Below are 14,834 nucleotides of genomic sequence, written 5' to 3' on the forward strand. Positions count from 1 at the left end.
ATGTCCGATTCTTCCCACGCCTTCAGCGCCACGGAACGCGCCGCCGTCTACCGGGCCATCGCCGAGCGCCGCGACATGCGCCACTTCAGCGGCGGCAGCGTGGCGCCGGAGCTGCTCGCGCGGCTGCTGGAGGCCGCGCACCAGGCGCCCAGCGTCGGCCTGATGCAACCCTGGCGCTTCATCCGTATCACCGCGCCGGCGTTGCGCCGGGCCATCCACGGGCTGGTCGAGGACGAACGCGGACGCACCGCCGAAGCCCTCGGCGAGCGCTCCGACGAGTTCATGCGGCTCAAGGTAGAGGGCGTGCTGGATTGCGCCGAACTGCTGGTCGCCGCCCTGATGGACGACCGCGAGCACCATGTGTTCGGTCGCCGGACCCTGCCGCAGATGGACCTGGCGTCGCTCGCCTGCGCGATCCAGAACCTCTGGCTGGCCAGTCGCGCCGAGGGCCTGGGGATGGGCTGGGTATCGCTGTTCGATCCGGCCGCGCTGGGCGAGCTGCTCGGCCTGCCGCCCGGCAGCGAGGCGGTGGCGGTGCTCTGCCTGGGCCCGGTGGCGGAGTTCTACCCGGCGCCGATGCTGGCGCTGGAGGGTTGGAGCGAACCGCGTCCGCTGGCCGAGCTGGTCTACCAGAACCGTTGGGGCGAGCGAGCATGAGCGCACTGCTGGGTATCCTCGGCGTGGCGCTGGATGCGCGCTTCGGCGAGCCGCAGGGCTGGCACCCGCTGGTCGCCTTCGGCCGCCTGGCCGATCGCCTGGAGCGCCGTTTCAATCGCTCGCGCCTGGCCGGCGAGGGTGATCCCGGGGTCGGCTGGCGCAGCCACGGGGTGACCGCCTGGGGCCTCGCGGTACTGCCGCTGACCCTGCTGGCCTGGGCGCTCGCTGAACTTCCCTGCCTCGGCTGGCTGGTCCAGGCCCTGGCGCTGTACGCCGCGCTCGGCCTGCGCAGCCTCGGCGAGCACGCCGAACCGGTGGCGCTGGCCTTGCGCGCCGGCGACCTGGACGAGGCGCGGCGACGTGTCGGCTACCTGGTCAGCCGCGATACCCGCGAACTGGACCAGGCCGGGGTCGCCCGCGCGGCCACCGAATCGGTACTGGAGAACGGCAGCGACGCGGTCTACGCCGCGCTGTTCTGGTTCGCCGTGGCCGGCGCGCCGGGGGTGGTGCTGTATCGCCTGAGCAATACCCTGGACGCGATGTGGGGCTACCGCAACGCGCGCTTCGAGCGCTTCGGTTGGGCCGCGGCGAAGATCGACGACATCCTCAACTACCTGCCGGCGCGGCTGGTGGCGCTGACCTACGCGCTGCTCGGCGGCACCCGCCAGGCCCTGCGCTGCTGGCGCGAGCAGGCGCCGCAATGGGACAGCCCCAACGCCGGCCCGGTGATGGCCGCCGGCGCCGGTGCGCTGGGCGTGTCCCTGGGCGGCGCGGCGATCTACCACGGCGAGTTGCACCAGCGGCCGCTCCTCGGCAGCGGCCCGCAGCCGCAGGGCCGCGACATCTATCGGGCCCTGGCGCTGGTACGCCAGGGCGTGCTGCTCTGGCTGCTGGTGCTGGCCGGACTCTGGGCCATGGGGTGGCTGCATGCTTGAACACGGAGGGCGGTTGCGCGAGGCGGCGCGCCGCTACGACATTCCGCTGGCGGACTGGCTGGACCTGTCCACCGGCATCGCGCCCTGGCCGTTTCCGCTGCCGGCGATCCCCGAGCAGGCCTGGACCCGCCTGCCGGAGAGCGACGACGGCCTGGAAGCCGCCGCCTGCCTCTACTACGGTGCCGAACGGGTATTGCCGCTGGCCGGCAGCCAGGCGGCGATCCAGGCCCTGCCAAGGTTGCGGCGGGGCGGGCGGGTCGGCGTCCTGTCGCCGTGCTATGCCGAGCACGCCCACGCCTGGCGCCAGGCCGGGCACCTGGTGCGGGAGATCGGCGAGGCCGAGGTCGAGCCCTATCTCGACAGCCTCGACGTGCTGCTGGTGGTCAACCCGAACAACCCCACCGGGCGGGTCTTCGAGCCCGCCGAGCTGCTGGCCTGGCATGCCCGCCTGCAACGTCGCGGCGGCTGGCTGCTGGTCGACGAGGCGTTCATGGACTGCACCCCGCAGTCGAGCCTGGCTGCCTGTAGCAACCGGCCCGGATTGATCGTGCTGCGCTCGTTCGGCAAGTTCTTCGGCCTGGCCGGTGCGCGGCTCGGCTTCGCCCTCGGCGAACGGCCGCTGTTGCAGGCGCTGGCCGAGCAGCTCGGTCCGTGGACGGTCAATGGCCCGGTGCGCCATGTGGCCCAGAGCGCCTTGCGCGACCGCCAGCAACAGCGCCAGCAGCGCGAGCGCCTGCTGGCCGCCAGCCAGCGCCTGGAGGAGCTGCTGCGCCGCCACGGCTGGCCGCCGGCGGGCGGCAGCGCGCTGTTCCAGCGCCTGGTCGATCCACGCTGCGCGGCGTTGCACGACTACCTGGCGCGGCGCGGCATCCTCACCCGCCAGTTCGAGCAGCCGGCCAGCCTGCGCCTCGGCCTGCCTACCGACGAGGCCGCCTGGGCCCGGCTCGATGCCGCGCTGCTCGGCTTCAAGGAGCCTGCTCATGAGTGATCGCGGACGGACCCTGATGGTCCAGGGCACCACCTCGGACGCCGGCAAGAGCACCCTGGTGACCGCGCTGTGCCGCTGGCTGGCCCGGCGCGGCGTCGCGGTGGTGCCGTTCAAGCCGCAGAACATGGCGCTGAACAGTGCGGTCACCGCCGACGGCGGCGAGATCGGCCGCGCCCAGGCGGTCCAGGCCCAGGCCTGCCGGCTGGCGCCGCACACCGACATGAACCCGGTGCTGCTCAAGCCGAACACCGACATCGGCGCCCAGGTGATCATCCATGGCCGCGCGGTGACCAGCATGGACGCCGCCGCCTACCACGACTACAAGCGCGTGGCGATGGAAGCGGTGCTGGCTTCCCATGGGCGGCTCGCCGCCGCCTACCGGGTGGTGATGGTGGAGGGCGCCGGCTCGCCGGCGGAGATCAACCTGCGCGCCAACGACATCGCCAACATGGGCTTCGCCGAAGCGGTGGATTGCCCGGTGATCCTGGTCGCCGATATCGACCGCGGCGGGGTCTTCGCCCACCTGGTCGGCACCCTGGAACTGCTCTCCGACTCGGAGCGGGAGCGGGTCAAGGGCTTCGTCATCAATCGCTTCCGCGGCGACATCGCCCTGCTGCAACCCGGCCTCGACTGGCTGGAGGCGCGCACCGGCAAGCCGGTGCTCGGCGTGCTGCCCTATGTCAGCGACCTGCACCTGGAGGCGGAGGACGCCATCGATACGCGCCAGGCGGCCAAGGCCGGGCCGCGCCTGAAGGTGGTGGTGCCGGTGCTGCCGAGGATCAGCAACCACACCGATTTCGATCCGCTGCGCCTGCACCCCCAGGTCGAGTTGAGCTTCGTCGGCCCCGGCCAGGCGCTGCCGCCGGCGAACCTGATCGTCCTGCCCGGCTCGAAGAGCGTGCGCGCCGACCTCGCGGCGCTGCGCGAGCGCGGCTGGGACGAGGCGATCCTTCGCCACCTGCGCTACGGCGGCCGCCTGCTGGGGATCTGCGGCGGCCTGCAGATGCTCGGCGAGCGCCTGCACGATCCGCTCGGCCTGGAAGGCGCGGCCGGCAGCAGCGCTGGCCTCGGCCTGCTGGCGTTGGAAACGACCCTGGAGGCGGACAAGCAATTGCGCAACGTACAGGGCCGCCTGAGCCTGGAGGACGCGCCGCTGTCGGGCTACGAGATCCATGCCGGGGTCACCCGTGGCGAGGCCCTGGCGCGGCCGGCGGTGGTGCTCGACGATGGCCGCGCGGATGGTGCCCGCAGCGTCGACGGGAACGTCATGGGCACCTACCTGCACGGCCTGTTCGAATCCACCGCGGCCTGTTCGGCGCTGCTGCGCTGGGCCGGCCTGCGCGAGGTCCAGGCGGTGGACTACCAGGCCTTGCGCGAACGTGACATCGAGCGGCTCGCCGACCTGGTCGAGCGCCACCTGGATACCGGGCGATTGCTCGCCCTCTGCGGAGAACCCCATGCGTGACCTGATCCTTGGCGGCGCCCGTTCCGGCAAGAGCCGCCTGGCCGAGCGCCTGGCCGCCGAGAGCGGGCTGGCGGTGAGCTACATCGCCACCGCCCAGGCCGGCGACGGCGAAATGGGCCGGCGCATCGCCGAGCACCGCGCGCGCCGCCCGGCCCACTGGCGAACCCTGGAAGAGCCCCTGGCGCTGGCGGCGACGCTGCGCAGCGAGGCCGAGGCCGGGCGCTGCCTGCTGGTCGACTGCCTGACCCTGTGGCTGACCAACCTGCTGCTCTGCGACGATCCCCAGCGTCTCGACGGCGAGCGCGAGGCGCTGCTGGAATGTCTCGGCGCGCTGCCGGGACGGATCATCCTGGTCAGCAACGAAACCGGGCTCGGCGTGGTGCCGCTGGGCGAACTCAGCCGGCGCTACGTCGACGAGGCCGGCTGGCTGCACCAGGCCATCGCCGAACGCTGCGAGCGGGTGACCTTCACCGTCGCCGGCCTGCCCATGCCGTTGAAAGGAGAACCGCTATGAGTCTGCAATGGTGGCGCGACACCTGCCGCGAGGCGGACCCGCAGATGCGCCGGCGCGCGGCCGAACGCCAGGACCGGTTGACCAAGCCGCGCGGCTCGCTGGGCCGCCTGGAGCAAGTGGCGATCGACCTGGCGGCGTTGCAGGGGCGCGAACGACCGAGCCTGGAGAGGCTCTGGGTGACGGTCTTCGCCGGCGACCACGGGGTGGTCGCCGAGGGCGTCTCGGCCTATCCGCAGGCGGTCACCGGCGAGATGCTGCGCAACTTCGTCCGCGGCGGCGCGGCGATCAGCGTGCTGGCGCGCGAACTCGGCGCCGGCCTGGAGGTGGTCGACCTGGGCACCGCCGTCCCCCTGGAAGCCTTGCCCGGCGTGCGCCACCTGCGCCTGGCGGCGGGTACCGCGAACTTCGTCGAGGTCCCGGCGATGGGCGCCGAACAGTGCCTGCTGGCGCTCGAGGCCGGGCGCGAAAGCGTGCGCCGCGCCGAGCAGGCCGGCAGCCAGCTGTTCATCGGCGGCGAGATGGGCATCGGCAATACTACCGCGGCGGCGGCCATGGCCTGCGCGCTGCTGGATGCGCCGGCGAGCGCGCTGGTCGGGCCGGGAACCGGGCTGGACGCCAGCGGCGTGGCGCACAAGACCGCGGTGATCGAGCGCGCCCTTGCCCTGCACGGCGCCCATCGCGCCGACCCCTTCGAAACCCTCCGCCGTCTCGGTGGGCTGGAGATCGCCGCGCTGGCCGGCGCCTACCTGGCCTGCGCGCAGAAAGGCATGGTCGCCCTGGTCGACGGCTACATCTGCAGCGTCGCGGCGCTCTGCGCGGTGCGCCTGAACCCGGCCTGCCGCGACTGGCTGCTGTTCGCCCACAGTGGTGCCGAGCCGGGCCATCGGCATGTGCTCGAAGCCCTGGCGGCGCAACCGCTGCTCGACCTCGGCTTGCGCCTGGGCGAGGGCAGCGGCGCGGCGCTGGCGGTGCCGCTGCTGCGCCAGGCCTGCGCGCTGCACGCGGGGATGGCGACCTTCGCCGAAGCGGCGGTCTCGGACCGCCCGGCATGAGCCTGCGCCTGGACCTCCTGCGGCATGGTGAAACCGAGTCCGGCGGCGGTTTCCGCGGCAGCCTCGACGACGCCTTGACCGCGCGTGGCTGGGCGCAGATGCGCACGGCGGTGGAAGGCGGACGCTGGGACCTGCTGGTCAGCTCGCCATTGCAACGTTGCCGCGCCTTCGCCGAGGAACTGGCGCAGCGCCAGGGGATCGAGCTGGAACTGGAAAACGATCTGCGCGAACTGCATTTCGGCGATTGGGAGGGGCGCTCGGCGGCCGCCCTGATGGACGGCCACAGCGAGGCGCTCGGCCGCTTCTGGGCCGATCCCTACGCCTTTACCCCGCCGGGCGGCGAGCCGCTGTCCGAGTTCGAGGCGCGGGTGCTGGCCGCCCAGCGACGCCTGCGCCAGCGTCACGCCGGCCGTCGTGTGCTGCTGGTGACCCATGGCGGCGTCATCCGTCTGTTGCTCGCTCGCGCCCGTGGCTTGCCGCGCGAGCGCTTGCTGCAGGTGGACGTCGGTCATGGCGCACTGTTCTGCCTGCGCGCCGGAAAGGGCGACGATCGCTGGCACGAATGCCGGGAAGGGGAATAGCCATGCGCGAAGCCTTGCGCTCACTGCTGGTCGCCTTGCAGTTCCTCACCCGCCTGCCGGTGCGCCTGTCGGCGATGCCGACGCCGGAACAGTTCGGCCGCGCGGTGCTCTGCTATCCACTGGTCGGCCTGCTGATCGGCGTCGTGCTGTACGCCGCGGCGCGGTCGCTCGACGGTACGCCGCCGCTGTTGCAGGCAGCCTTGCTGCTGAGCCTGTGGGTGGCGCTGAGCGGCGCGCTGCACCTGGACGGCCTGGCCGACATGGCGGACGCCTGGGTCGGCGGGTTGGGCGACCGCGAGCGGACCTTGGCGATCATGAAGGACCCGCGCAGCGGCCCGGTGGCGGTGGTGGTCTTGGTACTGGTCCTGTTGTTGAAGTTCTCCGCCCTGGCGGCGCTGCTCGGCCAGGGCGAGGCCGGGTTGTTGCCGCTGGCCCCGTGGCTGGCGCGCAGCAGCCTGCCGCTGCTGTTCCTGACCACGCCCTACGCGCGCCCCGGCGGCCTCGGTCAGGCCATCGCCGAGCACCTGCCGGCGCGCAGCCTGCCGTGGGTGCTGGGGGTGAGTTTCGGCCTGGCCCTGGCGTTCGGCCTGGCCGGCCTGCTGGCGTTGCTGGTGACGCTGATGCTCTTCGCCTGGCTGCGCAGCCGTTTCCTCGCGCGCCTCGGCGGCACCACCGGGGACACCGCCGGCGCGCTGGTCGAACTTACCGAGTGCGCGGTGCTGGTAGCCCTGGCTCTGTAGCCGGACGCGGTTGGCGCAGGACCGCCATGGCGCTGAGGAAGAGCAGCGCGGCGGCGGCCAGTAGCACGGCGACGAAGGCCTGGTCGAAAGCCTGCCGGGCAAGCTCGACGAGTCGCGACGCGACCTCCGGCGCCAGGCCCTCGGCGACCAACAGGGCGTCGTCGAGGCTGTCGCGGACCCGCGCCGGCAGCTCGGCCGAGGGCAGCCTCAGCGACATCCCGTAGACGAAACTCATCAGGCTGCCGAGCAGGGTCACGCCGATCACCCCGCCCAGTTCGTAGGATACGTCCTCGATGGCGGCCGCCATTCCGGAACTCTGTTCGTCCACGTTGAGCATCACCGCGGTGGAGGCGGCGGTCATCGCGCCGCCGAAGCCGACGCCGAGCAGCACCAGGCTGGCCAGTTGGGCTCCGGTGGCGGCCTGGTAGGACAGGGCCAGGCCGAGCAATCCGGCGCTGCCGAGCAGCAGGGAGGCGCACATCACCCGGTTCTCGCCCCAGCGCGGCACCAGCCAGCCGGCCAGCGGCCCGACCACCAGCGAGGCCAGCGGGATCGGCAGGACGAACAGGCCGGCCTTCAGCGGCGTCAGGCCCTGCACCAGTTGCAGGTGCTGGCTGAACACCAGCTCCATGCCGACCAGCGCCATGGTCGCCACCAGGGCCACCGCGACGCCGCGGGCGAAGCGCCGGTTGCGGAACAGTGCGAAGTCGATCATCGGCTCGCGGGCGCGGCGCTGGCGACGGACGAACAGGTACAGGCAGAACACGCCGCCGAGCGCGGCCAGGACGGCCAGTCCGAAGTCCGGGGCGCGCGCGCTGAGTTCCTTGATCGCATAGACCACCCCGACCAGGCCGAACATCACCTGCAGCGAGCCGAGGGCGTCCCATGGTCGCCGTGACTGGCCGCCGCAGGCGGGGATGGCCGGCAGCGCCAGCAACAGGGCGATGGCCACCACCGGGACGTTGATGAGGAACACCGAGCCCCACCAGAAGAACTCCAGCAGCACGCCGCCGACCACCGGCCCCAGCGCCGCGCCGGCAGAGGCGACGGAGGCCCAGATGCCGATGGCCAGGGCGCGTTCGCGTTCGTCCTGGAAGACATGGCGGACGATCGACAGGGTCGCCGGCATCATCAGCGCCGCGCCCACCGCCAACCCGGCGCGAGCGGCGATCAGCGCCGTGGCGCTGGGGGCGAAGGCGGCGCACAGCGAGGCGAGGCCGAACAGCGGCAGGCCGGCGAGGAACAGCCGCTTGTGGCCAAGGCGGTCGCTGAGCAGACCGGCGCCGGGCAGCAGGCCGGCGACCACCAGCGGATAGGCGTTGACGATCCAGAGCTTCTCCGTGGCCGTCGCGCCGAGATCGTGGGTCAGGCGCGGCAGGGCCGTGTAGAGCACGGTCATGTCGATGATGATGAGGAACAGGGCGCTGGAGACGATGGCCAGGACCAGCCAGCGATTCTGCCGGAACATGGGATAACCTCTGTGGCGAACGGTTCTTCGCTCGCCGTGGATAACGGGAATTGCGCGCCACGGGCGGACGCGTGAAAATATAAATACATACGTATGGATTCAAACTCAAGAGGTAGCCATGGGACGCCGACGAACGATCGACCGCGACCAGTTGCTCGATGCCGCCGAGGCGGTGATCGCCCGCGAGGGCGCGGCCGGCCTGACCATCGATGCGGTGGCGAAGGAGATGGGCATCACCAAGGGCGGCGTGCAGTACTGCTTCGGTACCAAGGACGCGCTGATCGACGCGATCTTCGAGCGCTGGGGCAAGGCCTACGACAGCCTGTTCGAAGCGGTGGCGGGGAAGCAGCCGACGCCGCTGACGCGGGTTCGCGCGCATGCCGAGGCGACCCAGCGTTCGGACGAGTTGTCCAGCAGCAAGGCGGCGGCGCTGATGGCGGCGCTGATCCAGACGCCCGAGCACCTGGAGGGCAGCAACCAGTGGTATCGCAGCCGGTTGGAAGGCCTGGACCTGTCCGCACCCGAGGGGCGCCGTGCGCGCCTGGCGTTCCTGGCGGTGGAGGGCGCCTTCATGTTGCGCTACTTCCGCCTGATGGACATTGGCCAGGACGAGTGGGACTCGATGCTCGACGACGTTCGTGCGTTGTTGCTGACCCCGGCTGGCGCCAGCGGAGACTGAGGCTCCGCTGGCGCGCTGCGGGTGGTCGCCTCAGTCGAAGGCGAAGTGCTCGCTCTTCAGGTCCATGATCGAACCGGTCGGCTTCGCCATCGCCGCCGCGTGGCCTTTGGCGCGCGGAAGCAGGCGGGCGAAGTAGAACTCGCTGGTGGCGATCTTGGCCTTGTAGAAGTCCGCCGACTCGCTGCCGCCCTGGCGCAGCCGCCGGCGCGCAGCGGCTTCCTGGAGGGCCCAGGAATAGGCCAGCGTGGCGTAGCCGGAGAACATCAGGTAGTCGTGGCTGGCGGTGCTCACCAGATCGCGTTGCTTGCGCGCGCTGAGGGCGATGCGCAGGGTCAGCAGGTTCCATTGGGCGCAGAGCTTGAGCAGCACCAGGGCGCGGCCGCGCATGCGCGGCTCGTTCTTCAGCAGGTCGACGGCGAACCGGGCCACGCCCCTGGTGAAGTCGCGCACGGCCTTGCCCTGGGTCATCAGCAGGACCTTGCGGCCGAGCAGGTCGAGGGCCTGGATGCCGGTGGTGCCTTCGTAGAGGGTGGCGATCCGCGCGTCGCGGACGATCTGCTCCATGCCGTGTTCGCGGATATAGCCGTGGCCGCCGAACACCTGCATGCCGAGGTTGGCGCTTTCCAGGCCGAGTTCGGTCAGGCAGCCCTTGAGGATCGGCGTGAGGAAGCCGAGCTTGTCGTCCCAGCGTTCGTATTCGGCGTCGTCGTTGCTGAGGATGCCCTGGATCATCCGGTCGGCGTACTGGGTGGCCAGGTAGACCAGCGCCCGGCCGCCTTCGGCGATGGCCTTCTGGGTCAGCAGCATGCGCCGCACGTCACCGTGGTGCATCAGGCTGTCGGCGACCTGGTCGGGTTCCTTGGTCCCGGAGAGCGCGCGCATGGAGCGGCGTTCGCGGGCGTAGGCGAGGGCGCCCTGGTAGGCCAGCTCGGCGGTGGCCACGCCCTGGATGGCGGTGCCGATGCGGGCGCTGTTCATGAAGGTGAACATGCATTCCAGGCCCTTGTTCGGCGGTCCGATGAGGAAGCCGGTGGCGCCGTCGAAGTTCATCACGCAGGTGGCCGAGGCCTTGATCCCCATCTTCTTCTCCAGCGCGCCGCAACTCACGCCGTTGCGCGGGCCGAGCGCGCCGCCTTCGCCGGGAAGGAACTTGGGCACGATGAACAGGGAGATGCCGCGGGTGCCCTTCGGTGCGTCCGGCAGGCGGGCGAGGACGATGTGGACGATGTTCTCGGTGAGGTCGTGTTCGCCGGAAGAGATGAAAATCTTCGTCCCGCTGATGGCGTAGCTACCGTCGGGGTTGGCCTCGGCGCGGGTCTTCACCTGGCCGAGATCGGTGCCGCACTGCGGCTCGGTGAGGCACATGGTGCCGCCCCAGCGGCCTTCGGTGAGCGGAGCCAGGTAGGTCTGCTTCTGTTCCTCGGTGCCGTGCTGCATCAGAGTGTTCATCGCGCCGAGGGAGAGGCCGGGATACATGGAGAACGGCCAGTTGGCGGTGCCCATCATCTCCTGCTTGAGCGCGCCGAGGCTCATCGGCAGGCCCTGGCCGCCGTACTCCACTGGGTGCGAGAGGCCCTGCCAGCCGCCGGCGACATAGGCCTCGTAGGCTTCCTTGTAGCCCTTCGGCGTCCGTACTTCGCCGTTCTCCAGGTGGCAGCCTTCCTCGTCGCCGCTGTGGTAGAGCGGGGCGATCACTTCCTCGCAGAGCTTCGCGCATTCGCCGAGGATCGCATCGACCATGTCCGGCGTGGCTTCGGCTCCGTTGACCAGGTTGCGGTAATGCTCGGGGAAATCGAAGACTTCGTTGAGCAGGAAGCGCGTGTCGCGCAGCGGGGCTTTGTAAACGGGCATGGCTACCTCGGCGATGGATGGAGGGCGCCGAGTGCTCCCGGTCGCCGCTGACAGCGCGAGTTATAGGCCAGCGCCCGGCGTCCGGCCTTGGCAGGGGCAACAGACGGCGTTGGCAGTTCGGACAATCCGCTTGACCGACGAGAGGTACGGGTATATACACGCATCCATGCTACCGACCCAATGCCTCTGTACCAAACTGCGTCGCGCCGCCCGCAGCGTTTCCCGCTTCTACGACGAGGCGCTGGCCGATACCGGCCTCAAGGTGGCGCAGTTTTCCCTACTGCGGCACCTGCGGCGCCTGGACCGGCCGAGCATTTCCGAACTCGCCGAAGCCATGGGACTCGACCGCAGCACCCTCGGTCGCAACCTGCGGGTGCTGGAAGGCGACGGCCTGCTGCGCCTGACCGGTGGCGAGGACCAGCGCAACCGCCTGGTCGAGCTGACGCCTGCCGGGCTGGATGCCCTGGAGCGCGGAACGCCGGCCTGGGAAGACGCGCAGCGGCGTCTCGCCGGGCGCCTTGGCGAGGAGCGCAGCGGCGCCTTGGCGGCGTTGCTGGTGGAACTGGAGCGACTGGACTGACAACCGACGAAGCCTCTCGCCGAGGCGCTTCGTTCACGACAAAGCGGGTATATACCCGTAGATGGAGCGACCCATGCCGCGTGCCGCCTTTTGGATCCTGCTGTCCGGAGCCCTGATCCTCGCCCTGTCCCTCGGCGTGCGACATGGCTTCGGCCTGTTCCTCGCGCCGATGAGCGCCGACTTCGGCTGGGGCCGCGAAGTCTTCGCCTTCGCCATCGCCTTGCAGAACCTGGTCTGGGGCCTGGCCCAGCCGTTCACCGGGGCGCTCGCCGACCGCTACGGCGCGGCGCGGGCGGTGCTGGTGGGGGGCCTGCTGTACGCCCTCGGCCTGGTCCTGATGGGGCTCTCGCAGTCGGCCACCGGACTGTCGCTGAGCGCCGGCCTGCTGATCGGCCTGGGCCTTTCCGGCACCTCGTTCTCGGTGATCCTCGGCGCCGTCGGCCGCGCCGTGCCGGCGGAGCAGCGCAGCATGGCGATGGGTATCTCCAGCGCGGCCGGCTCCTTCGGCCAGTTCGCCATGCTGCCCGGTACCCTCGGCCTGATCGGCTGGCTGGGCTGGTCCTCGGCCCTGCTCGCCCTGGGCCTGCTGGTGGCGCTGATCGTGCCGCTGGCCGGGCTGATGAAGGATCGCCCGTTGCCGCCGCAGGGCCACGAACAGAGCCTCGGCGAAGCGCTGCGCGAGGCCTGCGCGCATTCCGGGTTCTGGCTGCTGGCGCTGGGCTTCTTCGTCTGCGGCTTCCAGGTGGTGTTCATCGGCGTACACCTGCCGGCCTACCTGGTCGACCAGCACCTGCCGGCGCAGGTCGGCACCACGGTGCTGGCGCTGGTCGGGCTGTTCAACGTGTTCGGCACCTACATCGCCGGCTGGCTCGGCGGGCGCTGGTCGAAGCCGCGCCTGCTGACCGCGCTGTACCTGGTGCGCGGGGTAGTGATCGTGCTGTTTCTCTGGCTGCCGCTGAGCGTCTACAGCGCCTACGCCTTCGGCGTGGCCATGGGGCTGCTGTGGCTGTCCACGGTGCCCCTGACCAACGGCACCGTGGCGACCCTGTTCGGCGTGCGCAACCTGTCGATGCTCGGCGGCATCGTGTTCCTCTTCCACCAGTTGGGCGCCTTCCTCGGCGGCTGGTTGGGCGGGGTGGTCTACGACCGCACCGGCAGCTACGACCTGGTCTGGCAGTTGTCGATCCTTCTAAGCCTGCTCGCGGCGCTGCTCAACTGGCCGGTGCGCGAGCGTCCGGTGGCGCGCCTGCAGGTGGCCGGAGGCGCGGCGTGAAGCTGGCCTGGCTGCTCGCCGCCGGGGCGCTGCTGGGACTCGCCTGGTGGGGCTGGCAGCGTGGCGGACTGGCGCTGCTGGAACTGGGCATGGGCGCATGCTGATAGGTGGCGATAGGCGCGGGGAAGGGTAAGCTGGGACATTCGTCGCCAAGGAGCCATTCCATGAAACCTCGCGTGCTGTTGTCCGCCCTGGCGCTCGCCGGGCTGCCGCTGAGCGGCTGGGCCGCCGATTGCCCGGAACTGTTGCAGGGCCAGTTGACCAAGCTGCGTTCCAAGGAAAGCATCGATCTTTGCCAACGTTACGCCGGCAAGCCGCTGGTGGTGGTCAACACTGCCAGCCACTGTGGCTTCACCCCGCAGTTCAAGGGGCTTGAGGCGCTCTACCAGCGCTACAAGGGGCAGGGCCTGGAAGTGCTCGGGGTACCCTCCGACGACTTCAAGCAGGAAGCCGCGGATACCGCCGAGACCGCGAAGATCTGCTATGGCAACTACGGCGTGACCTTCGCCATGACCCAGCCGCAGCACGTGCGCGGCGACGAGGCGATCCCGCTGTTCCGCCAGTTGGCCGAGCAGAGCGGCCAGGCGCCGCGCTGGAATTTCTACAAGTACGTGGTGGATCGCCAGGGCAGGGTGGTCGCGCAGTTCTCCAGCAAGACCACCCCGGACGATCCGCAGCTCCAGGCCGCCATCGAGAAAGCCATCGCCAGCCAGCCCTGAGGAGCAGGCATGAAAAAGCCGGGCAATGCCCGGCTTCTTCGTTGGCGCGTGCGATCAGAAGCGATAGGTGACCTGGGCGGTCAGGCCATGCGCGCTGTTGTCGTACTTGGCGCTGTAGGCCGGCTGCAGGGCGCTGCCTTCCTGGTTGACGCCGGCAGTGGTTTCCCACAGGTAGGCGTAGGCCACGTCGACGGTCAGGTCCTGGTTCGGCGACCAGCCGGCACCAACGGTGAAGACCTTGCGGTCGCCCACCGGGATGCGCACGTTGCGGTCCTCGTTGGTGGTCGGCGAGGGCTCGTAGGCAAAGCCGGTACGCAGCACCCACTCCGGGGTGGCCTGGTAGGAGGTACCTACCGAGAAGGACCAGGTGTCGCGCCAGTTCAGGTCTTCGCCGATGGTGTTGAAGCCCAGGGCCTGGCCGAGCGCCGGTACGCCGCTGTTGCGCACTTCGATCTTCTCCAGGCGGCTCCAGCGGGTCCAGACGGCGCCCAGGTAGCCCGTCCACTTGTCGTCGAACTTGTGGGTGATGGAGGTATCCACCGACTCCGGCAGGGTGATGTCCAGCTTGGCATCGTACTTGCCGTTCAGGCCCAGGGCACCCGGAGCGTTCTTCACTTCGGTGTTGCCGCCCAGGTGGTACTTGACCTTGGAGTGGTAGGTCAGGCCCCAGGTGGTGTCGTCGGTCAGGTCGACCATCACGCCGACGTTGTAGCCGATGGCAGTGTCGTCGCCCTTGATGTTGATCTTGGTATCGCCGTTGCTGCCGAGCAGGCCATTGGTGGCCAGGGTGTTCTTCAACTGGCCGTCGATGCGGTTGAAGGTCGGACCGAAGCCGACGGAAACCTTGTCGTTGATCTTCCAGGCGATGGTCGGCTGCACGGTGATCACCTGCACCTTGCTATAGGAGCCGTGGGAACTGCCCATGAAGCCGTTTTCGTAATCGTTGATGATGCCGTAGGGCACGTAGATGCCCAGGCCGAAAGTGAAATCTTCGTTGATCGGCGTGGAGAAGTAGCCGAACGGTACGGCGGCCAGCGGTACCGAGTCGCCCTTGTTGCTGCCCTGGGCGGTGCTGTGGGCCTGGCTGATGTCGTCCTTGGCCTTGACGATGGCCAGACCGCCGCTGACTTCGGTGCGTTTCAGCTTGGACAGGCCGGCCGGGTTGCCGTAGATGGTGCTGGCATCGAGCGCGGACGAGGCGCGGCCGGCGTAGGCGGTGCCGGCGCCGCTGGCGCTCTGTTCGTTGATGGCGATGCCGTTGGCGAGGGTGTAGGTCGAGACAGCGCTAATGGTCAGTGCGAGAGAGGTTTTAAACCATATTGTTTTCATTGT

15 protein-coding genes are annotated in these 14,834 nt (G+C 70.0%); 12 read left to right on the forward strand and 3 right to left on the reverse strand.

Features of this window, described 5'->3' with window-relative positions; genetic code table 11:
* Genes bluB through AC4OR5_RS13275 form a run of 8 tightly spaced genes read left to right on the forward strand, consistent with a single transcriptional unit; the run spans nucleotide 1 to nucleotide 6,932 of the window.
* Entirely contained in the window at nucleotides 1–657 is a 657-nt protein-coding gene (bluB, locus tag AC4OR5_RS13240; protein WP_058160505.1) for a 5,6-dimethylbenzimidazole synthase, read from the forward strand.
* Nucleotides 654–1,592, forward strand: coding sequence for an adenosylcobinamide-phosphate synthase CbiB (cbiB, locus tag AC4OR5_RS13245; protein WP_058160504.1), 939 nt, complete (start codon nucleotides 654–656; stop codon nucleotides 1,590–1,592). Before bluB ends, cbiB begins: the two co-directional genes overlap by 4 nt.
* Entirely contained in the window at nucleotides 1,585–2,580 is a 996-nt protein-coding gene (cobD, locus tag AC4OR5_RS13250) for a threonine-phosphate decarboxylase CobD (protein ID WP_034048374.1), read from the forward strand. Before cbiB ends, cobD begins: the two co-directional genes overlap by 8 nt.
* A complete protein-coding gene (locus AC4OR5_RS13255; RefSeq protein WP_058160503.1) occupies nucleotides 2,573–4,045 on the forward strand; it encodes a cobyric acid synthase in 1,473 nt (490 codons plus the stop codon). Before cobD ends, AC4OR5_RS13255 begins: the two co-directional genes overlap by 8 nt.
* A complete protein-coding gene (gene cobU / locus AC4OR5_RS13260; protein ID WP_003162533.1) occupies nucleotides 4,038–4,559 on the forward strand; it encodes a bifunctional adenosylcobinamide kinase/adenosylcobinamide-phosphate guanylyltransferase in 522 nt (173 codons plus the stop codon). The genes AC4OR5_RS13255 and cobU overlap by 8 nt, the downstream gene beginning before the upstream one ends.
* Complete coding sequence (gene cobT, locus AC4OR5_RS13265) at nucleotides 4,556–5,611, forward strand: nicotinate-nucleotide--dimethylbenzimidazole phosphoribosyltransferase (RefSeq protein WP_058160502.1); 1,056 nt, start codon at nucleotides 4,556–4,558, stop codon at nucleotides 5,609–5,611. The genes cobU and cobT overlap by 4 nt, the downstream gene beginning before the upstream one ends.
* Nucleotides 5,608–6,192 (forward strand): alpha-ribazole phosphatase family protein, encoded by a 585-nt coding sequence (gene cobC / locus AC4OR5_RS13270; RefSeq protein WP_058160501.1) that lies wholly within the window; start codon nucleotides 5,608–5,610, stop codon nucleotides 6,190–6,192. The genes cobT and cobC overlap by 4 nt, the downstream gene beginning before the upstream one ends.
* A 2-nt stretch (nucleotides 6,193–6,194) precedes the next feature.
* The gene (locus AC4OR5_RS13275) at nucleotides 6,195–6,932 is read left to right on the forward strand and encodes an adenosylcobinamide-GDP ribazoletransferase (RefSeq protein WP_023116311.1); all 738 of its coding nucleotides are present in this window, start codon (nucleotides 6,195–6,197) and stop codon (nucleotides 6,930–6,932) included.
* Here the strand turns inward: AC4OR5_RS13275 and AC4OR5_RS13280 are convergent.
* Nucleotides 6,895–8,400, reverse strand: a complete 1,506-nt coding sequence (locus tag AC4OR5_RS13280) for an MFS transporter (protein WP_058160500.1) — start codon at nucleotides 8,398–8,400, stop codon at nucleotides 6,895–6,897. The genes AC4OR5_RS13275 and AC4OR5_RS13280 overlap by 38 nt on opposite strands.
* A gap of 118 nt (nucleotides 8,401–8,518) precedes the next feature.
* Here AC4OR5_RS13280 and AC4OR5_RS13285 point away from each other — a divergent pair, with 118 nt between their 5' ends.
* A complete protein-coding gene (locus AC4OR5_RS13285) occupies nucleotides 8,519–9,079 on the forward strand; it encodes a TetR/AcrR family transcriptional regulator (RefSeq protein ID WP_023106922.1) in 561 nt (186 codons plus the stop codon).
* 30 nt (nucleotides 9,080–9,109) lie between these two features.
* On the opposite strand, the gene AC4OR5_RS13290 is transcribed toward AC4OR5_RS13285, so the two are convergent.
* On the reverse strand, nucleotides 9,110–10,930 hold the full coding sequence (locus AC4OR5_RS13290; protein ID WP_031638239.1) for an acyl-CoA dehydrogenase C-terminal domain-containing protein: 1,821 nt from the start codon (nucleotides 10,928–10,930) through the stop codon (nucleotides 9,110–9,112).
* Nucleotides 10,931–11,060: 130 nt separating this feature from the next.
* Between AC4OR5_RS13290 and AC4OR5_RS13295 the strand changes: the two genes are divergently transcribed.
* The 3 genes from AC4OR5_RS13295 (at nucleotide 11,061) to AC4OR5_RS13305 (ending at nucleotide 13,502) form a co-directional block, all read left to right on the forward strand.
* Nucleotides 11,061–11,510, forward strand: a complete 450-nt coding sequence (locus AC4OR5_RS13295; protein ID WP_003082614.1) for a MarR family winged helix-turn-helix transcriptional regulator — start codon at nucleotides 11,061–11,063, stop codon at nucleotides 11,508–11,510.
* Between the two features lie 73 nt (nucleotides 11,511–11,583).
* Nucleotides 11,584–12,783 (forward strand): MFS transporter, encoded by a 1,200-nt coding sequence (locus tag AC4OR5_RS13300; protein ID WP_003449467.1) that lies wholly within the window; start codon nucleotides 11,584–11,586, stop codon nucleotides 12,781–12,783.
* Between the two features lie 164 nt (nucleotides 12,784–12,947).
* Entirely contained in the window at nucleotides 12,948–13,502 is a 555-nt protein-coding gene (locus AC4OR5_RS13305; protein ID WP_003086801.1) for a glutathione peroxidase, read from the forward strand.
* 54 nt (nucleotides 13,503–13,556) lie between these two features.
* Here AC4OR5_RS13305 and AC4OR5_RS13310 read toward each other — a convergent pair whose 3' ends face one another.
* Nucleotides 13,557–14,831 (reverse strand): outer membrane protein transport protein, encoded by a 1,275-nt coding sequence (locus AC4OR5_RS13310; protein WP_003133490.1) that lies wholly within the window; start codon nucleotides 14,829–14,831, stop codon nucleotides 13,557–13,559.
* Between the last annotated feature and the right edge of the window lie 3 nt (nucleotides 14,832–14,834).

This window comes from Pseudomonas sp. YA1, assembly GCF_058680555.1.

Bases quoted from the DNA above. Each gene is read 5' to 3' on its own strand.
- bluB (WP_058160505.1), top strand. From the start codon at position 1: ATGTCCGATTCTTCCCACGCCTTCAGCGCCACGGAACGCGCCGCCGTC.
- cbiB (WP_058160504.1), top strand. From the start codon at position 654: ATGAGCGCACTGCTGGGTATCCTCGGCGTGGCGCTGGATGCGCGCTTC.
- cobD (WP_034048374.1), top strand. From the start codon at position 1,585: ATGCTTGAACACGGAGGGCGGTTGCGCGAGGCGGCGCGCCGCTACGAC.
- AC4OR5_RS13255 (WP_058160503.1), top strand. From the start codon at position 2,573: ATGAGTGATCGCGGACGGACCCTGATGGTCCAGGGCACCACCTCGGAC.
- cobU (WP_003162533.1), top strand. From the start codon at position 4,038: ATGCGTGACCTGATCCTTGGCGGCGCCCGTTCCGGCAAGAGCCGCCTG.
- cobT (WP_058160502.1), top strand. From the start codon at position 4,556: ATGAGTCTGCAATGGTGGCGCGACACCTGCCGCGAGGCGGACCCGCAG.
- cobC (WP_058160501.1), top strand. From the start codon at position 5,608: ATGAGCCTGCGCCTGGACCTCCTGCGGCATGGTGAAACCGAGTCCGGC.
- AC4OR5_RS13275 (WP_023116311.1), top strand. From the start codon at position 6,195: ATGCGCGAAGCCTTGCGCTCACTGCTGGTCGCCTTGCAGTTCCTCACC.
- AC4OR5_RS13280 (WP_058160500.1), bottom strand. From the start codon at position 8,400: ATGTTCCGGCAGAATCGCTGGCTGGTCCTGGCCATCGTCTCCAGCGCC.
- AC4OR5_RS13285 (WP_023106922.1), top strand. From the start codon at position 8,519: ATGGGACGCCGACGAACGATCGACCGCGACCAGTTGCTCGATGCCGCC.
- AC4OR5_RS13290 (WP_031638239.1), bottom strand. From the start codon at position 10,930: ATGCCCGTTTACAAAGCCCCGCTGCGCGACACGCGCTTCCTGCTCAAC.
- AC4OR5_RS13300 (WP_003449467.1), top strand. From the start codon at position 11,584: ATGCCGCGTGCCGCCTTTTGGATCCTGCTGTCCGGAGCCCTGATCCTC.
- AC4OR5_RS13305 (WP_003086801.1), top strand. From the start codon at position 12,948: ATGAAACCTCGCGTGCTGTTGTCCGCCCTGGCGCTCGCCGGGCTGCCG.
- AC4OR5_RS13310 (WP_003133490.1), bottom strand. From the start codon at position 14,831: ATGAAAACAATATGGTTTAAAACCTCTCTCGCACTGACCATTAGCGCT.